The following is a 22362-nucleotide window of genomic DNA, read 5'->3' on the forward strand; positions in this document are numbered from 1 at the left end:
TGAGAATTTAAAATATTAAATATATTTTTGTGCAATCGATTACAATTCATGGAATAGTTTCGACAATCAAAAAACCACAAAAACTTTATTAACTAAAAAACCACAATTATGAAAAAAAACCTACTTATTTTGACCTTTTTACTTATGTGCTCACAAATTTGGGCACAACAAGTTCAAATTAACGAAGTATCAGGCTGGCTGGAATCTGTTTTTGTTAAATGGCAGCCCGTAAGCAATGCCCAAACCTACAATGTTTATTATACAGGAAATGGCTTTGTTGATAAAAAAATAGACGATCAGTTAATAAGAAGTTATGGTTCTTATTACAGAGCGGATATTCCTGGTCTTAAAGCCGGAACTTATACTGTAAAAGTAAAACCCGTAATTTCTGGAACAGAAGGAAGCGGTTCTACTACAAGCAATCTAACCGTTTTGGCTCATGACCGCAATGGTTTCGCATTCGACGGCGGACGCGTACCAGGCGGATACAATGCAGATGGAACTCCAAAAACAGGAGCGGTAATTTTATATGTAACTCAAAATACCAAAAACACAATATCTATAGATATTACAGGCGCAAGTTCTAATCCGTGCGTTGGTTTACAAAATATTCTATATGCCATTAAAAAAGGAAAAGACACACGTCCTTTTATTATCCGACTGATTGGCAATATCACTGATCTGAGCGTAATGGAAGGCGGAGATATTGTAATTGAAAATGCTAATAATGCCTCTAGCTATATCACATTAGAAGGCGTTGGTACAGATGCAGTTGCAAATGGCTGGGGAGTACGCCTTAAATCAGCATCGAATATTGAAGTTAGCAATATTGGTGTCATGAATTGCAACAGTACAGCGGGTGACAATATTGGAATGCAACAAGATAATGATCACGTTTGGGTTCATAACTGCGATTTATTTTACGGAAACGCCGGCAGCGATGCAGACCAAATAAAAGGAGACGGTGCCTTAGACAATAAAACATCAACTTATATTACATTAGCTTACAATCACTTTTGGGATAGCGGCAAAGCAAGTTTATTAGGATTAAGCGAAGGTTCTACAAGTGGTTTGTATGTTACCTATCACCATAATTGGTTTGACCACTCTGATTCTCGTCATCCACGTGTTCGTTATTATTCTGCACACATCTACAATAATTATTTTGATGGAGTTTCAAAATACGGATCAGGTTCGACACTAGGCTCTTCTTTATTTCTTGAAGGAAACTATTTCAGAAACAGCAAACACCCAATGCTGACATCATTGCAGGGAAGTGATATCTGGGACGAAGCAAATCAGGTTAATAATGCCGGAACAATGGGAACATTTTCAGGTGAAGCAGGAGGCTCAATTAAAGCATTCAATAATACTTTTGATGCAGATATTGCAACAAACAATATGCGCTTTGTTGCTTACGGAGATACAAATCCTTTATATAATATTTCAGGAAAAATTAGCTCTACAACAGATTTTGATGCTTATGTTGCCACAACAAGAGGTGAAATTGTAAGCAGTAATGTAAAATCTAAATCCGGAGCAAACATCTATAACAACTTCGATACTAATGCTGCATTATATGTAAAAAATCTAGCAATAGACCAACCAGCAACAGCCAAAACAAAAATAACTCAATATGCAGGACGTGTTTCCGGAGGCGATCTGAAATGGACCTTTAATAATTCAACAGATGATACATCATCTACTGTAATTACAGCATTAAAATCTGCGCTTACCAATTATTCAGGAACTTTAGTTTCAGTACAAGGCGAAGGTACTCCACCGGCAAATCCGCAAACACTTACTTCTACTTCTAACAATAACCAAACCGTAGCAAGCGGAACAGCAATTAGTTCTATAATTTTTACCTGGGGAGGAAGCGCAACTGACGCAACAGTAACCGGATTACCGGCATCAGGAATTAGTTTTGTAAAAAATACTACAGCTAAAACTATTACCATTACAGGAACTCCAACAGCAACATTATCCTACTCTATTGCTACAACAGGAACAGGAACGGCTGCTACAGGATCGGGAACAATTACGGTTTCTACATCAAGTACACAAACTCTTACTTCTACTTCTAACAATAACCAAACCGTAGCAAGTGGAACGGCAATTGGATCAATTGTTTTTACCTGGGGAGGCAGTGCAACTGATGCAACTGTAACCGGATTACCAGCATCAGGAATTAGTTTTGTAAAAAATAGTATCGCTAAAACTATTACTATCACAGGAATTCCAACAGCAACATTATCCTACTCTATTGCTACAACAGGAACAGGAACGGCTGCTACAGGATCAGGAACAATTACTGTAACCACCAGTAATCCGGGTACAGATCAAATTCATAATTTTACAACATCAGGAAAAACGAGTTCATTTTATAGCATAGCAGGCAACATGAATTCTTCTGCAGGATCTGTAACATATGCAGGAATAACATTGACAGCGCGTTTAAAAATTGAATCAAGCACATCAATTAAATATACGACGACAAGTGCTTCGACGTTGACTTTAGTATTCGATTCAAACTTTACAGGAACAATATTAGTAGACAATGTCTCATACACTGCTTCTGCCGGAATAGTCACTGCTTCAGTTGCTGCCGGTTCTCACACCATAACCAAAGGATCTGTTGCTAACTTATTTTATATAAGCACAAAATATAATGGAAGTACGGCAAGAATAACGCAAACTTCAGAATTTACTGAGAGCGAAGCAACAACCGAATCTTCAAAAGTGATTTTGTATCCAAATCCTGTAACAAACACTTTATACTTGTCTAATTCAAGTCAAAAAGTAGAACAGGTTTTAGTCTATAATTTATCTGGAGTATTGGTTAAAAGTGCTGGGAAAAATACAGAAAGCATCGATCTGAATCAATTAATTCCGGGAACTTACTTAGTAAAAATACACACAAAAGACGGTTCATTTAAACAAACCATTTTAAAGAAATAAATTGATCCAAAACTAAAAGGCTTCCAAAACTGGAAGCCTTTTTAATTTATAAAAACCGCGGTTTTCATAAGATATATTAATATTACAAATCAAATTTAATTCCTTGTGCCAAAGGTAAACTCGTTGTATAATTGATTGTATTCGTTTGACGGCGCATGTAAATTTTCCAGGCATCAGATCCAGATTCACGTCCGCCTCCGGTTTCTTTTTCTCCACCAAAAGCACCACCAATTTCAGCTCCGGAAGTTCCAATGTTTACATTTGCAATTCCGCAATCAGAACCTACAACTGATAAAAATCTTTCGGCTTCACGTAAATTATTCGTCATAATTGCAGATGATAATCCTTGCCCTACTCCATTTTGAATTTCGATAGCATTATCAACATCACCAGAATATTTAATTAAGTATAAAACCGGAGCAAATGTTTCGTGTTGTACAATTGCATAAGAATTTTGAGCTTCGGCAATTGCTGGTTTTACATAACAGCCACTTTCATAACCTTCACCGGAAAGCACTCCTCCTTCAACTAAAATTTTTCCTCCTTCAGCTACAACTTTGTTCAAGGCTATGGCATACATTTCAACAGCATGAGTATCAATTAGTGGCCCAACATGATTGTTTTCGTCAAGCGGATTTCCTATTCGTAATTGCTTATATGCAGCAACTAAAGCGTCCTTAACTTTATCATAAATACTTTCATGAATAATCAAACGACGAGTAGATGTACAGCGTTGTCCCGCAGTTCCTACTGCACCAAAAACTGCACCAATAACTGTCATTTTAATATCAGCATCCGGAGTAACTATAATAGCATTGTTTCCTCCTAATTCTAATAATGATTTTCCTAAACGTCCTGCAACTGTCTGTGCGACAATTTTACCCATTCGGGTTGAACCTGTAGCAGAAATTAAAGGAATACGAGTATCTTTTGTCATCAATTCACCTATTTGATAATCTCCGTTTATTAAACATGAGATTCCTTCCGGTAAATTATTTTCTTTAATAACTTGTGCAATTATATTTTGACAGGCGATTCCGCACAGAGGTGTTTTTTCAGAAGGTTTCCAAACACAAACGTCTCCAGAAATCCATGCTAAAGCAGTGTTCCAGGACCAAACTGCAACCGGAAAGTTGAATGCCGAAATAATCCCCACAACTCCCAATGAATGATATTGTTCATACATACGATGTCCCGGTCTTTCTGAGTGCATCGTTAATCCGTGAAGCTGGCGAGATAAACCTACTGCAAAATCACAGATATCAATCATTTCCTGAACCTCCCCGTACCCTTCCTGCAAGGATTTTCCCATTTCATATGAAACCAATTTACCAAGGGCTTCTTTATTTTCACGTAACTTTTGCCCAAACTGACGTACGATTTCTCCACGTTGCGGCGCAGGAATTAAACGAAAAGTTTTAAAAGCTTCTGTTGCTGAACGCATCACTTTTTCATAATCTTCAAGTGTAGATGTTTTTACCGAAGCAATCAATTTTCCGTCAACCGGTGAAAAACTATCTAAAATTTCTCCAGATGAAAAATTTACAACACCTGTAGATGTTCCTTCATTTATCAATTTGATGCCCAATTTTTCCAGAGCCTCATTCATTCCAAATTGCGATGCTATTGTTGTCATTGTAACTTTTTTAGTTAAAATTGTTATATTTTTATGTAAAGATATTATTTCGAGTTGAATTTCAATCGAAGCATATTGTTAAAATCAAGTAAATTTAGGATTAATAAAAATGAATTAAAGAAATATTCCTCAATTTATTCGTCTTAATTCAGGAACTTTGCACCAACAAAATTACTTAAATATGTTTCTTTTCAATCGTCTCCTGATTTGTTTGGTTTTAGTTTCATTTAATGCATTTTCTCAAAAAGAACAGAAAGCGTCTTTTCAAGTTGTTCCATTAGGAATAAAAGGCGGAATTGACGAAAAAAATCTTTCGGCTTATTTAGTCGCTCCAATACATACAAACGATTTTATTGCTCTGGATGCAGGAACTATAAATGCAGGAATCGAAAAAGCAATTGAAAATAAAACATTTAAAGTTTCAACAGAAGAAGTATTACGAAAATACATCAAAGGATATTTTATTTCGCATGCACATTTAGATCACGTTTCAGGATTAATTATTAACTCTCCGGCAGATTCTTCAAAAACAGTTTATGCAACTGAAAAATGTATGGAAATGATGGAAAACCATTATTTTAATGATCAAACCTGGGCGAATTTTGGTGATAAAGGTCCCGGAAAACCTTTAAAAAAATATCATTTTCAGACTTTGAATACAGGAGAAGAAACTTTAATTACAAATACTACAATGACGGTTAAAGCTTTTCCATTAAGTCATGTTAATCCGTTTGAAAGCACTGCTTTTCTGATTAGAAATGGAGATTCTTATGTACTTTATTTAGGAGATACCGGACCTGACTCAGTAGAAAAAAGCGATAAATTAAAATCACTCTGGACCGCTATTGCTCCTCTAATAAAAAGTAAACAATTAAAAGGAATTTTTATCGAAGTTTCATTCCCGAATGAGCAACCAGACCAATTTCTTTTTGGTCATTTGACTCCCAATCACTTGATGAAGGAACTTCATACTTTAGCTGATTTGTCAGGAAAAGATACTTTGAAAGGTTTCAATATTATTGTTACACATTTGAAACCGCCAACTAAAAACATCATCAAACTTAAAGAACAATTGCAAAAGCAAAACGATTTAGGCTTGAAGATTATTTTTCCGGAACAAGGGAAGAGATTTGAGTTGTAAACGAGTTAGCTACAGATTCAGAGATTAAAGGATTTTTATTCTTAATTCTAATATAAATACCTAACAGGTTTTAAAAACCTGTTAGGATATGATGATGCAATATATTATTTCTTCGCTACAAATCGAGGATCAGATTCCATTACAGTTCCGCAATTGTCGCAGGTTCTCAATTCTTCTGAATTATAGAAATGTTCGAAATGTGGCAGGAAATCTTTCTCGATGTTATGCAATTCAAAAAACACTTCATAAAGCTTGTAATTGCAATTGTCGCAATGCCAAAGCAATCCGTCTCTATAGCCTTTTCCGGCACGTTTGCGCTCGATTACCAAACCTATAGAACCTTCTGAACGAACTGGTGAATGCGGAATTTTTGCCGGATGCAAATACATGTCGCCAGCATTTAATTCCATTACTTTTCGTTCCCCGTCTTCCTGAATAATGACTTTTATACTGCCTTCAAGTTGATAAAATAGCTCTTCGGTTTCGTTATAATGATAATCTTTTCGGGCATTTGGACCAGCAACAATCATGACAATATAATCGCCGGAATCGACATAAAGGTTTTTATTTCCAACAGGTGGCTTAAGTAAATGACGATTTTCGTCGATCCATTTTGTTAGGTTGAAGGGCTTTGCTATTGACATGTTTAGTGGTAATAAATTTCTATGAAGCTAAGTTAGTAAAAAGTGTTCAGTTTACAGTCACAGTTTACAGTTACAATATTCTGAAAACTGAAACTGTGACTGAAAGCTCTAAATATGCCTATGGCTTTTCTTTTATCAGATAAACATAAACAGGGAAATGATCGCTAAATCCAACTTCGGTTAGAGTATGCCGCAGCGGATATCCTTTATATTGTCCTGAGGTTTGGATAAGATAGGGTTTACTAAAAATGCCTGCTTTCCAAAATTTAAAAGTTGAAAAATCAGGTTTTATAAAGGATTCAGTGATTATAATCTGATCAAAAATATCCCAGGAATCTCTAAAAGCAATTGTCCCCATACCTTTATTTGCCATTTCTTCAAACGGATTAAAAACACCAAATTCCGCAACTTCATTCTTTTTAGCTTTTGCTCCTAATGCCACTTTTACACTGCGATTAAAAGGGCCATCATTTAAATCTCCCATGGTAAGTAGTTTTGCATTAGGATTTATTTTTTGCAGCGAATCGATAATTTTTCGATTCAAATTTCCAGCTGCTTCACGAAACGGACTGCTCTTTTTTTCTCCTCCTGATCTCGATGGCCAGTGATTGACAATAATATGTATTTCCTCGCCTTCGAGAAAACCAGTAATCAAAAGCTGATCTCTTGTAAAAATTCGATTATTATTCTCGGTTTTTACTTCGACTTCATCATCTATATCTTCTTTTTTCTGCTCATTTGCAATCGCATTATTTTTATAGATATATAAAGGTATATTCGAAAACGATGTTGGTCTGAAATATTTCTTTTGATATAATAGCGCAACATCGATTCCGCGTTTGTCAGGAGAATCAAAATGAATGATTCCGTAATCAATATTAAGTAACGCAGGCTGTTTGATTAAATCTTCAAGAACGCCTCGGTTTTCAATTTCTGATCCGCCAATTATTGTGGGAGCATTTGTGTTTTCCGGGGTTCCTATTTCTGATAAAACTTTGGCAAGATTCTTCAGTTTTTGTTCATATTTTTCTTTGGTCCAATGTTGCGCGCCATTTGGTGTCCATTCATCATCATGAGTTGTTGGATTGTTTATAGTATCAAAAAGATTTTCGAAATTGTAAAATGCGACTGTGTGGATCGTGTATTTTTTAGACTGACCGTTGGAGATTAAAAAAGAAAGAAGGGCGATAAAATAAAAATATAATCTAAGAATGCTCATGAATTTTGATATTTTAAAAAGTTCAATGTAAGCAAATTAATTTATTTGTAGGATTTTTCTAATTATTTTAATTTTTAAAATTTCTATATTTGTTTACCTTTATAAGAATTAGCAATAGAAACTATGAACATGAGCCTAAACCAAAACTTCAAAAATTACATTTCTTATTGTAAATTCATATTCCTTATTTTTGCTTTGCATTCATTCACTTGTCAATCCCAACAAAACATGATAACACCACCCTATTTACAAAAAGGAGATACTATAGCTATTTTAGCAACTGCCAGAAAAAATATCGATGATAACTTAAAACCTACGATTGATTTACTAAAAAGCTGGGGATTAGAAGCTGTTGTTGGAACTTCAATCGGACTTGATTTTAATCAGCTTGCCGGAACTGATGAACAGCGCGCCGCCGATTTTCAGCATCAATTAGACAATCCAAATATTAAAGCAATCTGGTGTGTCCGTGGCGGATATGGAACTGTGAGAATGATTGATTTGCTTGATTTTACAAAATTTAAGCAACATCCTAAATGGATTATCGGATTTAGTGATGTAACCGTTTTACACAATCATTTAAACACGATGGGCTATAAATCGATTCATGGTGTTATGCCGGTAACAATACCGCGCGCAACTCCTGCTGCTATTAGCTCAATGAAATCGAGTTTGTTTGGCGAACCGCTATCGTATACAATTGCTCCGGACAAAATGAACCGTTTTGGGAAAGCAACCGGTGAATTAGTGGGAGGAAATTTATCTATTTTATATAGCTTATTAGGATCTCCATCAGCAATTGACTGCAAGGATAAAATTTTATTTATCGAAGATTTAGATGAATATTTATATCATATCGATCGTATGATGATGAATTTAAGACGCAACGGCTGTATAGAAAATCTAAGAGGAATTATTGTTGGCGGTATGACCAAAATGAAAGACAACGAAGTTCCGTGGGGGAAAAACGCAGTCGAAATAGTAGACGATGTTACTAAAAAATACAATATTCCGGTAATCTTCAACTTTCCGGCGGGACATATTCAGGATAATAGAGCTTTGATTATGGGAAATACCATTTCGATTGAAGTAAATGAAACAGGAAGTACAGTTTCTTTTCAAAAATAATTACTTGATTCCGTTTTCTTTTAAATAAGAAAAAATACCACAACATATTTTATAAAGACACAAGTTGTAAANNTTTACAACTTGTGTCTTTATATGCATTTACATTTCTAACATAATATTCCTAACTCACACTGAAAAACTGAGACTGAGACTTAAAACTAAAAAATGGCTGAACATAATGATCTTGGAAAAAAAGGCGAAGATTTAGCCGTAGAATATCTGGAGCAAAATGGATATAAGATTTTAGAACGAAACTGGACTTTTCAAAAGGCAGAAATTGACATTATTGCACAAAAAGAGGCTGTTTTGGCTATTGTTGAAGTAAAAACCAGATCTAGTTTAGATTTTGGGTCTCCACAAGATTTTGTGAAACCAAAAAAAATTCAGCTTCTCATAAAAGCAGTAAATGCCTACATAAACTATAGGGATATAGATTTTGATGTAAGATTTGACATCATCGCAATTCATAAAAATAGCGAAGCATTTGCAATTGAACATCTTACAGATGCTTTTTACCATTTTTAACATAATTTTTTATTGTTATATTTGTAACAAATTGTTTTTTTATTTATATTTGCAGAGATTTATAACACCTCTATAACTAAACCAGCACAATTAAGTTAAAAAAAAAAAAGAAAAAAAACTATGAAAACCGTTTCTTCAATCGTCGAAAATTACATCAAAACAAAACCCTTTTTATTAAATGCGTTATCGCTAGGAATTATCAATCTAACGTCGCTTTCCCGGAACATTATGACTGAACTGGAAAGTGAATTTGGTAAAGAAGTGAAACAAGGCGCTGTTGTAATGTCTCTAAAACGACTTACAGAAGAATTGGATTTTAAATTGAACCATAAAATTAATAAGGTAATCAAGAATATTGGCGAAATTACGGTTCGTTCTGAATTAACGGATTATACTTTTGCAGCTTCTGAAACTGTTTTAAACAAACAGGCTGATTTAATTTCAGATATTAATGCTTTATCAGATATATTCTATACCTCATCACGTGGTGTAAACGAAACTAACATCGTGGTTAGTAGTAGTGTAAACCATTTGGTTGAAAAGCATTTTATGCGTGAAAAACTAATTCAGAAATTAGATAATCTGGCATCAATTACAGTAAAATTACCTAAAGAAAACATTGTTGTTCCAGGTATTTATTATTTCATTTTTCAACGTTTAGCCTGGGAAGGAATTATTATCAATGAGGTAATTTCTACTTCAAACGAATTCACTATTTTAGTTGGTGAAGATCAGGTTGATGTTGCTTTTAAAGTGATTAAAGACTTGAAAAATTAATTATTTTTAGAACAGACAAGAATACTCACATTTTTTCTACTTATATATGATCTCTGTATCTTTTCTTATTGAAATGATACAGGGATTTTTTTATTAGCAAATTGTCATTTAACAATAGCTACAATAAGAATATTCTCAATAAACACACATGAGAATAATTAATTTATAAAATATCAGGTAAAAATATATAGACTTGATAAAAAGCTATTTACCAACACCGTTACTGGCATTCAACAGTAATTTTATTAAAAAAAACAGAATTAAGTTTTTTTTAATAAAATTTGTTGCGAATAATATTTTTATATATTTGCTAACCAGTCAGTAAATTAGACTACCCATTTTGATAGTATCATAATATAATTAGAATTAAATAAAGACTAATTAAATTAATGTTAGAAACGACAGACCATAGCGAAAAAATATTGGTGAGTGAACTCAAAAACGGCAACGAAAAAGCATTTCGTAAACTTTTTGATTTGTACCATCAGGATATCTATGGTTATAGCATTAGTTTGTTAAAATCAAAAGAAACTGCTGAAGAGAATGTTCAGGATGTTTTTATGAAAGTCTGGCAGCATCGTGAAAACTTAAATATCGAGCAATCGTTTAAAGCTTATATTTTTACTATTGCCAGAAATCAAGCTTTTAATATTTTGAATAAAGCAGCAAATGATGTCTTACTTAAAGAAGAAATCTTTTATGAAAGTCAGAAATCACACGACTATGGAGATTACTCCATTCGTGAAGCAGATTGTAAAAAACTTCGAAAAGAAGCCATAAATAAATTACCCCCAAAGCGAAAGCAAATTTTCAAGATGTCCCGAAAAAAAGGTATGACTTACGAAGAAATAAGCCAGGAACTCGGCATCTCTATAAATACAGTCAGGAACCAAATGAGCAAAGCATTAGAATCGATGCGAGTCTTTTTTCACGTTCATGATAAGATTATCTAAACCAAAAAACCAATTAAACCATTAAAATCACTCTTTTAGAGTGATTTTTTTTGCTTAAACGAAAGAGCTTAATATAAATGAGGGAATTCTTCTGAATCCAAATTACCACAATCTTGTCATTTCGACGGAGGAGAAATCACAGTCGTAATTCCGCTCTTAAAAGCACCAATCTTTGTCGATTTTCTAGTGTGATTTCTCCTCCGTCGAAATACAAAACAACTTCTTGAGCCTAAAAAACCCTAGAATTTAAAATATATATTTTTTAAAGTTTCAATCAAAAAATATCAACAAAATCAGAACATAACGAGTTTTACCCATACAATAATCGTACTCACAAATGTTAAAATTTAAAAATTTACAACGTTTGAGTAGTACTCAACTTGCTTTCAACTGTATTATATAAAATCAAGCCCTAAAATCAATTCGTGATGAATTCAAATTCTGAAATAAAAAGTCTTTTACAAAAGTTTGTTTTGAACCAATGTACTCCCGAAGAAACAAACGAGGTAATTGCCTATTACAAAAAAAACAAACTTACGGATGATTTCCCTTCTGTAACCGACATTCAAAATCTTTTGAGCGAAATGCCAAAAATGAGTCAGCAAACTGCAGATTCTATTTTTGCTTCTATTCTCGCAAACACAAAAGAAGAAGAAAATGTAATAGAAATTATTCCTGAAAAATCAAATTTCAGAAAGTATATTGCAATTGCTGCTTCAATTGTAGTTTTATTAGGAATTGGACTTGCATATCAAAAAGGAACCTTTACAGCAAAACCTCAGCCAAAATTTGATTTTAAAAGTTCTGATATCGTATTGCAATTAGAAAATGGAAACACGCAAATAATCTCTGAAAATAATAAAGTTGTAGTAAAAGACGCTGACGGAAATGTTGTTGGAAATCAGGATGGAGACAAAATTATTTACGACACTAATTCTGATTTAGAGAAAATCGCTTATAACACGATTAAAATTCCGTATGGTAAAAAATTCAGATTACAATTGTCTGACGGAACGCTTGTTCAACTGAATTCAGGAACAACACTAAAATATCCTGTAAAATTTATTGCCGGCGAAAACAGACAGGTATTTCTGGATGGTGAAGCTTTTTTTGATGTTGCCAAAGATAAAAAACATCCGTTCATAGTAAATGCCGATGCTTTGAATATACGTGTTCTGGGAACTCACTTTAATGTTTCAAATTATCCTGAAGATATTGCAACAGATGTTGTTTTAGTCGAAGGTTCTGTGGGAATGTATCCTGTAAATGAAGAATTCGATGCTGCTAAAAACACCATTTTAAAACCGGGTTACAAAGGAAGTTTTAACAAAGAAAATGCACTGATCTCTACCAAACCTGTAATCACTGATATTTATACTTCATGGATTAATGGCGGATTGACTTTTAGAAATATGGCTTTTAAAAACATCATTACAAAACTTGAAAGACGCTATAATGTTACAATTGTAAACAAAAATGAAAAATTGGCCAACGAAAAATTCAATGCCAGTTTTAACGATGAATCTATTGAAAAAGTTATGAGCTATTTTAATGATATTCATGGTATAAATTACACTATAAAAAACAATCAAATACTAATTAAATAACCACTAAAAACATGAAGAAAAATGAAAGAATAAAATTCAAGGAATAAAAAAATCGGAAAGAGCTGCGAACAATTTCCGATTTACTAAGTGATTGAATATAACGAATTAACTACAATCAATTAACAAAATTATGAAAAAAAAATCTAAGAATAATGGGTTCCTATACTCATTGTTCCAAAATGACCTAAAATTGAAACTAACTACACTACTTATTTTGGTCGCCATGTTTAATATTAGAGGAAATACTTATGCCCAAAAAACAAAAGTTACCCTTGAATTAAACAATTCAACCATCGAAAAGGTTATTGAGACCATAGAACAAAAAACAGACTTCAGGTTTATTTACAAATTGAATGACATTGACTTAGATCGAACAATTTCAATTTCTGTAAAAGACCAGTCGATCAATATTGTTTTGGATAAACTTTTTAAAGGAACTTTAACCGAATTTAAAATTCGCGATACTCAAATCATTCTGAAAAAACCGGAATTAAAAACACAAAATATTCAATATCAAAAACAAACCGTAAGCGGAATCATTACAGATGAAAATGGTTTGCCTTTACCGGGAGCTTCGGTTCTTGAGGAAGGAACTAAAAACGGAATGGTAACTGATTTTGACGGAAAATACAAACTTACTGTAGAAAGCAGTTCTGCAATAATCATTGTATCTTTTGTTGGTTATAAGGAGAAAAAGGTAGTTGCCAGCCAGAGCGTTATCAACATTCAGCTTATTCCTGATGCTACAGATCTACAAGAAATAGTTGTTGTGGGTTATGGTTCTACAGCCCGAAAAGATGTTACAGGAGCAGTTTCTTCAATCGCTGCAAAAGATATGAATCAGGGAGCAATTGTAAATCCGTTACAATTGATTTCAGGTAAAGCCGCCGGTGTAAACATTACTCAAATTGGGAGCGAACCAGGTTCAGGACCTAGTGTTCGTATTCGTGGTATTTCTTCTTTAATTGGAGGAAATGATCCGCTTGTAGTTGTCGATGGAATTCAGGGAAATATGGATTTGTTGAATCAAGTTCCACCAAGCGAAATCGAAAGCATTGATGTACTTAAAGATGCTTCGGCAACTGCAGTTTACGGTTCCAGAGGTGCTCCGGGAGTTATTATTGTAACTACTAAAAAAAATAAGGCAGGCAAAACAACTATGGAATACATAGGATCTACGTCTATTGATTTTATTCCAAAAAAATTAGACATGTTAGATGCTAATCAATGGTGGGAAACTGCTCAAAGTGTTGGTGTTCCGGCATCTGCAAATCATGGTTCAAATACAGATTGGTACAATCTTTTGACTCAAACCGGAATCACACAAACGCATACATTATCATTTGGCGGCGGAACAGATAAATTTAATTACAGAGCTTCTCTAACAGCAATTTTGCAGGATGGAGTTGTAATTAATTCCAGTAATCAAAAATATATTGGTCGTATCCAGGCTACACAATTAGCTCTTGATGATAAATTAAAATTAACTTTTAATTTAAATACAGGAGTAAACAACGTAACAAGCAGTATTGGCGAAGTAGGAACCGTTTCTTATAAATCGAACCTAATTACCAATTCATTATTAGCGCGACCAACAGATCCTGTTTTTAATACTGATGGCACTTATTATACCGATCCAACTGTATTTCAATATTTAAATCCTTATGCTGTAGCCCAGACAGCTACAAATGAAACTCAAAATGATAATTTATTCGGAAGTTTAAAAGCAGAATTGGATTTAGGTAAAGGTTTTTCCGGAGGATGGTTTGGAAGCTGGAGAAAAACCAATAAAACCATTGGATACTTTATGCCGGCAGAATCAACAGATGCTTTGGCAATTGACCAGAAAGGATATGCTAATATTAAAAATGAAAGACAAAACGAAAAATTAACCAATGTAAGCCTTACGTACAAAAAGACTTTTGGTATTCATAGCTTCAACGCATTGGCTTTATACGAATGGCAAAGCCAGACTTATCAGGGCAATTATGCACAGGCAAGGGGTTTTATAAATGATAAAACAACTTATAATGCGCTTCAGTTTGGTGATTTTTCTAAAGTTCAGTCTGGCGATATTTCTTCTTATAAAAATGACAGGACTTTAGTTTCTTATTTAGGAAGATTAAATTACTCTTTATTAGATCGTTATTTAGTAACGGCAAGTATCAGACGTGATGGATCTTCTGTATTTGGTGCAAACAATAAATGGGGAAATTTCCCATCGGCTTCTGTGGCATGGCAAATTAACAAAGAATCGTTCATGACCAACCAAACGCTAATTAACGAATTAAAATTACGTATTGGATATGGTGAAACTGGTAATCAGCAAGGGCTTTATCCGCAAACTTCATTGTCATTAGTGGGAAGCGCAGGAACGACTTATTTTGGAGGAATGCCTATTACCAATTTCAATATTACTCAAAATGCAAATGCTGATTTAAAATGGGAAACTAAAAAGCAAACCAACATTGGTCTTGACTTTGCTCTTCTGGACAATAGATTAAGAGGTAGTGTAGATGTTTACGACTCTAAAACTGATAATTTATTATTTGATTATACAGTGCCACAACCTCCTTATCCTTACAATCAAATAAAAGCAAATGTAGGAAGTATTTCAAACAAAGGTCTGGAAATCGCTCTTGCATATGATGTTATTAAAACGAATAACAGTACACTTACCTTAGCAGGAAACGTATCATTCATGAAAAATGAAGTCTTAAATTTAAGCGGAAGCATCAACGGTATTCCTTTAAATACAGATTATGTAGGCTGGGGAGCAGCAAACTCTTATTTAGTACAAGGAAAACCGGTTGGTGCATTTTACATCTTAGAACATACGGGTAAAAACGAAAACAATGTCGAAACTGTAAAGGACCGTGACGGAAACGGCATTATTGATCAGGGTGTTAAAAGTCCGGATCGTTACTATGCAGGTTCTGCTTTGCCAACTTATACTTTTGCTTTTAATCCATCTTACCGATACAAAAACTTTGACACATCAGTGTTAGTGAGAGGTTCAGGCGGAAATAAAATCTACAACGGACTGCGTTCTAATTTAAGCAGATTAGAAAATGTAGGTAAATCGAATGTACTGGAAAGTGCTCTTGACGAAGGAATTTATACTTCTCCTTATGGTTCTGACTTATGGCTGGAAGATGGTTCATTTGTTCGTTTAGAAAATGTTACCGCAGGATATACTTTCCGTTTTACGGATAAATATGTAGACTCTATCCGACTTTCGCTTACAGGAAACAACTTATTATTAATTACAGATTACACAGGTCTTGATCCGGAATTGAACATAAGCGGAAGTGGTGATCCTAATGATAATTTTGGTGGTGATAAAGGAATTTATCCGCGTACCAGAAGTGTTGCATTTGGTCTGACTGTAAAATTTAAATAGTAAAAAAATGAAAATCAAAAATATACTAATAGCAGGAAGCGTTTGTTTCCTAACACTTTTTAGCTGTACGGATATCAGCGAAAATGTGTACGATAAATATCCGGCTGACGATTTTTACGGAACTCCTCAGGGAGCAGATATCGCTCTTGCAAGTGTTTATGCTGAAATTCCAGGAGATTTTCAACGTAAAAATGTTCCTGGTGTTGGTTATGCAGGAGCTGATAATGGCTGGTATGACATGAACTGTATGGCATCAGATGAGCAGGTGATTCCGCATAGAAATACGGGAGACTGGCAGCAAGATTTTGCACGTTTGCACAAACACGAATGGTTACCAACAGATTTTATCATTAATAATACCTGGAACTGGTTATATAAATCCGTTTTTAATGCAAATTTAGCGGTTGATTTACTAGAAAAATCAAATGCCGAAGCTTCAAAAATTGCTGAGGCAAAAGTATTACGTGCTTTCTTTTATTATTTATTAATTGATGATTTTGGAGATGTTCCTTTTTTTACTGATAATAATATTACAGTTGATAAAATCCCGCAATCAAGCCGTAAAGAAATTTACACTTTTATTGTAAAAGAATTAACTGAGAATGTAGATCAGCTTTCAGGCACAAAAGGAGGAAATTATTACGGAAGATTCAATAAATGGGCAGGTTATACCTTATTGGCAAAAGTTTATTTAAATGCGCAGGTTTATACCGGAGAAGCAAAATGGAGCGAATGTTTGGCGGCTTGTAACAAAGTTAGCGAAGGTGGTTTTACACTACATTCCGGAGCAGCAAATGCTGCTAGTCCATTAGGAAATAAATATTATGAATTGTTTGGAGATGTACTGCCTGAAGACGAAACTATATTGCCTATTTATGCAACCCTTGATGTAGTTTCCCGTAATATTTATGCAGTTCGCAGCGTGTATGGTCCGCATGGAACCGCTTTATTTGGAATGGCTGGCTGGAACGGAACTATTGTTCCAAAAGACTTTTTCCTGAAATATGCCTTAACAGATATTCGAAGACAACAATTTTTGGTTGGAGAACAAGCAGGAGGATTTAATTATACTCTTGATGTTGCTTCTCTGGACAATCCCGGAGCTGATCCTCAGGCAGGAGTTCGTAATGTAAAATTTTATCCTGCTGGAGCAAAAAGTGGCGGAGGAGCTTCAAATGACTTCCCTATTTTTAGATATGCTGATGTAATTTTAATGATGGCTGAATGTAATGCCCGTTTAGGAAACCCAGGTGCTGCAAAACCTTTTATTGATCAAATCAGACAGCGTGCAGGATTAAATGCACTGGATGCAAACCCTACTCTTGACGACATCTACAACGAAAGAGGATTCGAATTGAACTGGGAAGGTCACAGAAGACAAGACATGATTCGTTTTGATAAATTTTTATTAGCAAACGAATTCAGACCGGCATCTCCAGCTTTCCGAAAATTGTTCCCTATTCCTACATCAGCTTTAGATGCTAATCGTGGACTTAAACAAAACCCGGGTTACTAAAAACAAAACTATCATGAAAAAATATATCAATAAATTATTCCTATTTGGGAGTGTACTTTTTTTAGGCGCCTCCTGTGAAAGTGAAGGTCAGTTAACGACATTGAAAGCAGTAAATTTTCCTGCTGCGATCGAGGTTTCTTCCAGCACAATAGTTCTTACCGAAGATACAGCAGACAATAATGCACTGCTTATTTCCTGGCCCAAAGTAACATTTCCTATCGATGCGCCGGTTACTTATGCCATACAATTTGATTTAATCAATGACACAAGCGGTGCCAATGCCTGGCAAAAAGCCAAACGAATAGAAGTTGGTCAGGATGTTTTAAGCAAAGCATTTATTGGCAGCGAATTAAATAAAATTGCTACAGATTTAGGATTACCTATTGATGCTGCAGGAAAATTAGTGGTTCGTGTAGAAGCAGCTATGGATCGAAAAATTTATTCTGATCCAATCACTTTAACCGTTACGCCTTATGAAAAAAGTGTCGTTTTTGGCGAAATTTATATGCCGGGATTCTATCAGGGAGAATTTAATGTAGGAACTGCCGCAGCTTTAACCGCTATTTCAAAAGGCGTTTATCAGGGGTATGTTACTCTTTCTCCTGGAAATGGTACTGATTTTAAATTGAACACCGCCAGAAATTGGGATCAATATTACGGTGCAGGTGATACAAACAATGATTTAAAAAATATGAGTGAACCTAATTTTCATCTTCCGGGTGCAGGTTCTTATCAGATAAAAGTAAATCTTAATACTTTAAAATGGAGTTCTGCTCCTTACGCCTGGGGAATCGTAGGATCATCAACTCACGCGCCAACTCCGGAAGACAAAGATTATGGATGGAACCACTCTATCCCAATGTCATATAATCATGAAACAAAAACCTGGAAAGTTACTGCCAACTTAATAGTTGGGGCTTTAAAATTCAGATTAAATGATAAGTGGGATGTAAACTACGGACCTGCAGACGCTACAACAAATACGATAAATAAAGATAATGGCGGTGCTTATGATATTGCTGAAGCAGGAACCTACGAAATTACCTTTACAATAAACGACGTAGATCCGGCATCAGCAGGTTATCCGGCAACGGCAACTTGTACGATCGGTAAAAAATAATCTAACATTGTAATAAAGCTAGATTAGTTTGAGTGATACCTGCCTTTTTTGAGCGAAAGGCAGGCTATCTTTCTCCTAAAATAATACCGCGTTTATTAAAACCAAATTCAAAAAAATATGAAATCAAATATAAAAATCGTCTATACTTTACTACTTGCACTAGCATTTATTTCGTGTAGTTCATCAGATAGCGATTCAACTCCGGCTTCTCCTTATCAACAATACGGAGCCTCGTTCGAGAAAATGCCTAAAAAAGAAGATGCCGTAATTTATCAGGTAAATATTCGTGCTTTTAGTGCTGCAGGAAACTTAAAAGGAGTTCAGGATAGACTGACTCAAATTCAGGAGTTGGGTGCAAATGTTATTTATCTTATGCCTATTTATCCTGTTGGAAAAGTAAAAGCTTCAGGAGAATTAGGTTCACCTTATGCCGTGCAGGATTACAAAGCCGTAAATCCTGACTTCGGAACTTTACAGGATCTTCAGGTTTTGGTAGAAGAAGCACACAAAAAAAATATGGCTGTAGTTCTGGACTGGGTTGCCAATCACACCGCTTGGGACAATGCCTGGATTACACAACATAAAGATTGGTACCAGCAAGATGACAAAGGAAATATCATTATTCCTCCGGGAACTAATTATAATGATGTGGCCCAATTAAATTTCAATAATACTGAGATGAAAGACGCAATGATCGACGCCATGTCATATTGGGTTTACAATGCAAACATTGATGGTTTTAGATGTGATTATGCTGATTTTGTACCGCAAAACTTCTGGTCTGATGCAATCACGAAATTAAGAAGCATTAAAAAAAATCAAAACATCTTAATGTTGGCCGAAGGTTCTAAAGTAAATCACTTTGCTTCTGGTTTTGATTATACTTTTGGATTCAATTTCTTCAGCACGTTAGAAAAAGTTTTTAAAGAAACTAAACCTGCAACAATTATTCAGGATTCGAATGCTACAGAATATGCAAACAATTATAATGAAGAAAACAGAGTGGTAAGATATACCAGCAATCACGATGTAAACCTTTCTGAAGGAACTCCGCTGGAACTTTTTGGAGGTAAAAAAGGATCTATCGCTACTTTTGTAGTTGCTGCGTATCTAAAATCTGTTCCAATGATTTACAACGGACAAGAAGTTGGCTATGAAAAAAGATTAAATTATTTTGCCAAAACGCCAATTGACTGGTCTACTGCAGATGCATCAATGCTAGCCGAATACAAAAAAATAATCGCTTTTAGAAATACAAGTACAGCTATAAAAACAGGAACTTATACCGGATATAGCAGCGATGCAGTAAGTGCATTTACAATGGTAAAAGATTCAGAAAAAGTTCTTGTGCTTTCTAATTTAACTAATAGTTCTGTAAAATATCTTGTTTCGCCAGCTTTGAAAGCAATCTGGAAAGATGCTTTTTCAGGAGCTTCTGTAACTGTTGGCAACGAAATTACATTACTTCCATTTCAATATTTAGTATTGAAGAATTAATACCCACGCAACTTTAAAATTAAATTAGATTTGCAAAAAACTAAATAACATGAATTTTCAATCCCAAAAAATGCCGCTTCAAATTCGTTTGAGCAAAAAAATCGCACTGTTACTTTTTATTTGTGCCAATTCATTATGGATTCAGGCGCAGGAAATAACTTCGCCAAACAAAAATCTTTCTTTAAAATTTGAATTAAAAGAAGGCGGAATTCCGTCTTACCAATTATCATATAAACAAAAAGCAGTTATAAAACCAAGTTCTTTGGGTTTAGAACTTCAAAATATGCCTTCGTTTTTGGATGGTTTTACCGTTACAAATACAGCACAATCTTCTGTTGATGAAAATTGGAATCCGGTTTTAGGCGAAGAAAAAACAATTCGCAATAACTATAACGAATTGGTTGTTACTTTGGCTCAAGCCAAAAACAACAACAGATATATCCGCATTCGTTTCCGTTTATTCAACGACGGATTAGGTTTTAGATATGAATTTCCAAAGCAAAATGACTTAACTTATTTTGTAATAAAAGAAGAACGTTCTGAATTTAATCTGACAGGAAATCATAAAATTTTCTGGATTCCGGGAGATTATGATACCAATGAATATGCCTATACAACTTCGAAAATTTCTGAAGTTCCTTCGTTAATGAAAAAAGCTACGATCGAAATCAATGCACAATGGCCTATCAAAGAATTATCGGTACAAACGCCATCAATGATGAAATCTGACGACGGTTTGTACATTAACATTCACGAAGCAGGTTTAATCAATTATCCGGCAATGTATCTTGAAGTTGATGCTGTAAACTATAAAATGAAAAGTCATCTTGCACCAGACGCTGTGGGGGCAAAAGGATATATGCAAACCGATGCACAATCGCCTTGGAGAACTATTGTTGTAAGCGATAAAGCAACAGATATTTTGGCTTCAAAATTAATTCTGAATCTTAACGAACCAACAAGTTACAAAGATGTATCATGGATAAAACCAGTAAAATACATCGGGATTTGGTGGGAATATTTCGTTGCCGGAAAAAGTACATGGGCTTTCGGAAAAGAAAACAATGTAAAATTAACGGATGATTTCACGAAGCTTACGCCGAATGGAAAACACGGAGCCACAACAGAACGTGCAAAAGAATACATTGATTTTGCTTCTAAAAATGGTTTTGATGCAATCCTGATTGAAGGATGGAACATTGGCTGGGAAGACTGGATTGGAAACTGGAAAGAAGAAGTTTTTGATTACGTAACCGCTTATCCTGATTTTGATGTAAAAGCAGTTCATGCATATGCTGCTTCAAAAGGGGTGAAGATTATCATGCACCACGAAACTTCAGGATCTGCAACCAATTATGAGCGTCGTTTAGATCGTGCTTTTCAGTTTATGAATGACAACGGTTATGATGCTGTAAAAACAGGTTATGTAGGTAAAATTATTCCGCGTGGCGAACACCATGACGGACAATGGATGGTGAATCATTACATTAATGTAGCCAAACGTGCTGCTGATTATAAAATTATGATCGACAGTCATGAAGCAGTTCGACCAACAGGTTTGCACCGAACTTTTCCAAACTGGATTGCTCAGGAATCTGCGCGCGGAACGGAGTTTGAATCTATGGGAGGTTTAGCGCCGGATCATACCACGATTTTGCCTTTCACCCGTTTAATGGGAGGTCCAATGGATTATACTCCGGGAATTTTCCAGACTGATCTTTCATATTACGGAACAGGAAGTTCTCAACGCGTTAATACTACTTTGGTAAAACAATTGGCGTATTATGTTACGATGTATAGTCCGTTGCAAATGGCGGCTGACATTCCGGGGAATTACGAGCGTTTTCCAGATGCATTTCAGTTCATTAAAGATGTTGCTGTAGATTGGGATAACAGTTATATTCTTGAAGCTGAACCGGGAGATTACATCACGATTGCGCGTAAAGCAAAAGGAAAAGATGCTTGGTTTGTGGGAGGAATCACAGACGAAAACTCAAGAACAGCAAACATTACTTTTGATTATTTACCTGCCGGAAAAAAATTCATAGCCACAATTTACGCTGATGCCAAAGAAGCGAATTGGAATGAAAATCCACAAAAATATACCGTGACTAAAGTTGTTGTAACCTCAAAAACAATTTTAAAACAGTATTTAGCTCCGGGCGGAGGTGTTGCTATTAGCATCAAAGAAGGAAATGCTAAAGAATTAAAGGGATTGAAAAAGTTATAGATTAC

General features: G+C 34.8%; 15 protein-coding genes. 12 read left to right on the forward strand and 3 right to left on the reverse strand.

What is annotated here, in order from left to right:
• Positions 1–108: 108 nt before the first annotated feature.
• Positions 109–2961, forward strand: a complete 2853-nt coding sequence (locus BXU01_RS04560; RefSeq protein ID WP_083691928.1) for a T9SS type A sorting domain-containing protein — start codon at positions 109–111, stop codon at positions 2959–2961.
• Between the two features lie 82 nt (positions 2962–3043).
• On the opposite strand, the gene BXU01_RS04565 is transcribed toward BXU01_RS04560, so the two are convergent.
• On the reverse strand, positions 3044–4597 hold the full coding sequence (locus BXU01_RS04565; protein WP_083691929.1) for an aldehyde dehydrogenase family protein: 1554 nt from the start codon (positions 4595–4597) through the stop codon (positions 3044–3046).
• A gap of 181 nt (positions 4598–4778) precedes the next feature.
• Here BXU01_RS04565 and BXU01_RS04570 point away from each other — a divergent pair, with 181 nt between their 5' ends.
• A complete protein-coding gene (locus BXU01_RS04570) occupies positions 4779–5738 on the forward strand; it encodes an MBL fold metallo-hydrolase (RefSeq protein ID WP_083691930.1) in 960 nt (319 codons plus the stop codon).
• 104 nt (positions 5739–5842) lie between these two features.
• Here BXU01_RS04570 and BXU01_RS04575 read toward each other — a convergent pair whose 3' ends face one another.
• Positions 5843–6382, reverse strand: coding sequence for a 3-hydroxyanthranilate 3,4-dioxygenase (locus BXU01_RS04575; protein WP_083691931.1), 540 nt, complete (start codon positions 6380–6382; stop codon positions 5843–5845).
• Between the two features lie 118 nt (positions 6383–6500).
• On the reverse strand, positions 6501–7601 hold the full coding sequence (locus BXU01_RS04580; protein WP_083691932.1) for an endonuclease: 1101 nt from the start codon (positions 7599–7601) through the stop codon (positions 6501–6503).
• A 228-nt stretch (positions 7602–7829) separates the two neighbouring features.
• On the opposite strand from BXU01_RS04580, the gene BXU01_RS04585 reads away from it, so the two are divergent.
• The 10 genes from BXU01_RS04585 to BXU01_RS04630 all read left to right on the forward strand — a co-directional run bounded on the left by BXU01_RS04585 (position 7830) and on the right by BXU01_RS04630 (position 22357).
• Positions 7830–8729, forward strand: coding sequence for an LD-carboxypeptidase (locus BXU01_RS04585; RefSeq protein ID WP_055097527.1), 900 nt, complete (start codon positions 7830–7832; stop codon positions 8727–8729).
• 165 nt (positions 8730–8894) lie between these two features.
• Complete coding sequence (locus tag BXU01_RS04590) at positions 8895–9254, forward strand: YraN family protein (RefSeq protein WP_083691933.1); 360 nt, start codon at positions 8895–8897, stop codon at positions 9252–9254.
• Positions 9255–9374: 120 nt separating this feature from the next.
• A complete protein-coding gene (locus tag BXU01_RS04595; RefSeq protein ID WP_008466087.1) occupies positions 9375–10031 on the forward strand; it encodes a hypothetical protein in 657 nt (218 codons plus the stop codon).
• 389 nt (positions 10032–10420) lie between these two features.
• Positions 10421–10984 (forward strand): RNA polymerase sigma factor, encoded by a 564-nt coding sequence (locus BXU01_RS04600; protein WP_083691934.1) that lies wholly within the window; start codon positions 10421–10423, stop codon positions 10982–10984.
• Between the two features lie 428 nt (positions 10985–11412).
• Positions 11413–12591: a FecR family protein gene (locus tag BXU01_RS04605; protein WP_083691935.1), complete on the forward strand. Its 1179-nt coding sequence runs from the start codon at positions 11413–11415 to the stop codon at positions 12589–12591.
• Positions 12592–12781: 190 nt separating this feature from the next.
• Positions 12782–15994 carry a TonB-dependent receptor gene (locus tag BXU01_RS04610; RefSeq protein WP_255373706.1) on the forward strand — a complete coding sequence of 1071 codons (3213 nt, stop codon included), beginning with the start codon at positions 12782–12784 and terminating at the stop codon, positions 15992–15994.
• 7 nt (positions 15995–16001) lie between these two features.
• Entirely contained in the window at positions 16002–17510 is a 1509-nt protein-coding gene (locus tag BXU01_RS04615) for a RagB/SusD family nutrient uptake outer membrane protein (protein WP_083691937.1), read from the forward strand.
• A gap of 13 nt (positions 17511–17523) precedes the next feature.
• Positions 17524–18630 (forward strand): SusE domain-containing protein, encoded by a 1107-nt coding sequence (locus BXU01_RS04620; protein ID WP_083691938.1) that lies wholly within the window; start codon positions 17524–17526, stop codon positions 18628–18630.
• A 117-nt stretch (positions 18631–18747) separates the two neighbouring features.
• Positions 18748–20127, forward strand: coding sequence for an alpha-amylase family glycosyl hydrolase (locus BXU01_RS04625; protein ID WP_083691939.1), 1380 nt, complete (start codon positions 18748–18750; stop codon positions 20125–20127).
• Positions 20128–20176: 49 nt separating this feature from the next.
• Positions 20177–22357 (forward strand): glycoside hydrolase family 97 protein, encoded by a 2181-nt coding sequence (locus BXU01_RS04630; RefSeq protein WP_206196603.1) that lies wholly within the window; start codon positions 20177–20179, stop codon positions 22355–22357.
• Positions 22358–22362 lie beyond the last annotated feature (5 nt).

The organism is [Flexibacter] sp. ATCC 35103 (genome assembly GCF_001975985.1).
Classification (GTDB): domain Bacteria; phylum Bacteroidota; class Bacteroidia; order Flavobacteriales; family Flavobacteriaceae; genus Flavobacterium.

Bases quoted from the DNA above. Each gene is read 5' to 3' on its own strand.
- BXU01_RS04560 (WP_083691928.1), top strand. From the start codon at position 109: ATGAAAAAAAACCTACTTATTTTGACCTTTTTACTTATGTGCTCACAA.
- BXU01_RS04565 (WP_083691929.1), bottom strand. From the start codon at position 4,597: ATGACAACAATAGCATCGCAATTTGGAATGAATGAGGCTCTGGAAAAA.
- BXU01_RS04570 (WP_083691930.1), top strand. From the start codon at position 4,779: ATGTTTCTTTTCAATCGTCTCCTGATTTGTTTGGTTTTAGTTTCATTT.
- BXU01_RS04575 (WP_083691931.1), bottom strand. From the start codon at position 6,382: ATGTCAATAGCAAAGCCCTTCAACCTAACAAAATGGATCGACGAAAAT.
- BXU01_RS04580 (WP_083691932.1), bottom strand. From the start codon at position 7,601: ATGAGCATTCTTAGATTATATTTTTATTTTATCGCCCTTCTTTCTTTT.
- BXU01_RS04585 (WP_055097527.1), top strand. From the start codon at position 7,830: ATGATAACACCACCCTATTTACAAAAAGGAGATACTATAGCTATTTTA.
- BXU01_RS04590 (WP_083691933.1), top strand. From the start codon at position 8,895: ATGGCTGAACATAATGATCTTGGAAAAAAAGGCGAAGATTTAGCCGTA.
- BXU01_RS04595 (WP_008466087.1), top strand. From the start codon at position 9,375: ATGAAAACCGTTTCTTCAATCGTCGAAAATTACATCAAAACAAAACCC.
- BXU01_RS04600 (WP_083691934.1), top strand. From the start codon at position 10,421: ATGTTAGAAACGACAGACCATAGCGAAAAAATATTGGTGAGTGAACTC.
- BXU01_RS04605 (WP_083691935.1), top strand. From the start codon at position 11,413: ATGAATTCAAATTCTGAAATAAAAAGTCTTTTACAAAAGTTTGTTTTG.
- BXU01_RS04615 (WP_083691937.1), top strand. From the start codon at position 16,002: ATGAAAATCAAAAATATACTAATAGCAGGAAGCGTTTGTTTCCTAACA.
- BXU01_RS04620 (WP_083691938.1), top strand. From the start codon at position 17,524: ATGAAAAAATATATCAATAAATTATTCCTATTTGGGAGTGTACTTTTT.
- BXU01_RS04625 (WP_083691939.1), top strand. From the start codon at position 18,748: ATGAAATCAAATATAAAAATCGTCTATACTTTACTACTTGCACTAGCA.
- BXU01_RS04630 (WP_206196603.1), top strand. From the start codon at position 20,177: ATGAATTTTCAATCCCAAAAAATGCCGCTTCAAATTCGTTTGAGCAAA.